A 1,255-nucleotide genomic window follows, 5' to 3' on the forward strand; every position below is an offset into this window, starting at 1 on the left:
AGTCGGCGGACCCCGTCAAGGTCGAATCCGATGTCGCCGCCCTCTTCGAGCGCAGCGAATGGACAATGCTTTCACACCGGGTCATTTTCCACGGGCGGCGCGTCTGCCATGCCAAGAAACCGGCGTGCGGAGCCTGTGCGGTCGCCACCCTGTGTCCCTCGTATGGCGAAGGTGAAACCGACCCGGAAAAGGCCCGGAAGCTGCTCAAATACGAACTCGCGCCGGGCCGGGAAGAGCTGCTGTCCCGGATGCGGGCCGGCGATAACCGGGCGCAGCTGCGCGCCGCCGGGCACAGCCTGGCACCATGAACGACGGCGGACAGGAGCGCATGGCCAGCGCGCACGACGATCTCGTCGCGCTCGCCAGAGCCGCACGGCACGGGGAACTGCCACACATTGATCAGTCGTGGCGGCGCATGCAGCTGGATCCCGAATCAGCACGTCCGGCGGCCGTGCTGATACTTTTCGGCGTGCTGGACGATATTCCGGCCTCCGCCGCTTCGAACCGGGCAGGCCGGATTCCGGCCGACCTCGATGTCCTGCTGGTTGAACGCGCCGGCGGTCTGGAGGATCATCCCGGCCAGGTCTCCTTCCCGGGTGGCGGTATCGACGCTTCGGATTCCGGACCGGAGGCGGCGGCGCTGCGTGAGGCGGTCGAGGAAACCGGACTGGACGAGGGCGGCGTCGAAATCCTGGGGTCTTTGTCCGAGGTCGGCCTGCCGGTCAGTAATTTCCTGGTGACCCCTGTGCTGGCGTGGTGGGCATCGCCGTCGCCCGTCGACGTCGTGGACTATGGCGAATCCGCCCAGGTATTCCGGGTTCCCGTCCAGGATCTGCTGGATCCGGCCAACCGCCGCACAGCGACCGTCACCCGCAACTCGCAGACTTTCCGCAGCCCGTCCTTCACCGTCAACAATCTGGTGGTCTGGGGTTTCACCGCGATGGTGCTGAGTCAATTGTTTGAGCAGCTCGGCTGGACTCTTCCATGGGACCAGACTCTGGAGATCCCGGCACCTTTATAGGATTTTCGACGACGGCTGGCCGGTCCCCGGCGCGCAGCGGTGCTCACCGCGGTTGCGGAGCATTATTTAGCGTTGGCATAGGAATCGACGATGAGGGTCTGGACAGCGAAATCGATAGGAATCTGGCCGAACATAAGCTTCGTCGCTGCCTCGGCGGCCTCGGACACGTATCCGGCTGCCTCTTCCGCGCGGTCGGCGGGGGAGTGCACCACCACCTCATCATGCAGGAAAAAC

The 1,255-nt window shown here is 64.9% G+C and carries 2 protein-coding genes and 1 pseudogene; 2 read left to right on the forward strand and 1 reads right to left on the reverse strand.

The annotated features are described in order from the left end of the window. Both Y707_RS23465 and Y707_RS0104610 read left to right on the forward strand, forming a co-directional pair. Positions 1–308: endonuclease III domain-containing protein (locus Y707_RS23465; RefSeq protein WP_442853277.1), on the forward strand; the 308-nt coding region annotated here is incomplete at its 5' end. After that, the gene (locus tag Y707_RS0104610) at positions 305–1,021 is read left to right on the forward strand and encodes an NUDIX hydrolase (RefSeq protein ID WP_026534204.1); all 717 of its coding nucleotides are present in this window, start codon (positions 305–307) and stop codon (positions 1,019–1,021) included. The genes Y707_RS23465 and Y707_RS0104610, both read left to right, overlap by 4 nt. Positions 1,022–1,083: 62 nt before the next feature. On the opposite strand, the pseudogene Y707_RS33410 reads toward Y707_RS0104610, so the two are convergent. Beyond that, positions 1,084–1,255, reverse strand: a pseudogene (locus Y707_RS33410) (bifunctional 3'-5' exonuclease/DNA polymerase); the annotation flags it as partial.

Source organism: Arthrobacter sp. H14, from assembly GCF_000520495.1.
Taxonomy (GTDB): domain Bacteria; phylum Actinomycetota; class Actinomycetes; order Actinomycetales; family Micrococcaceae; genus Arthrobacter_C.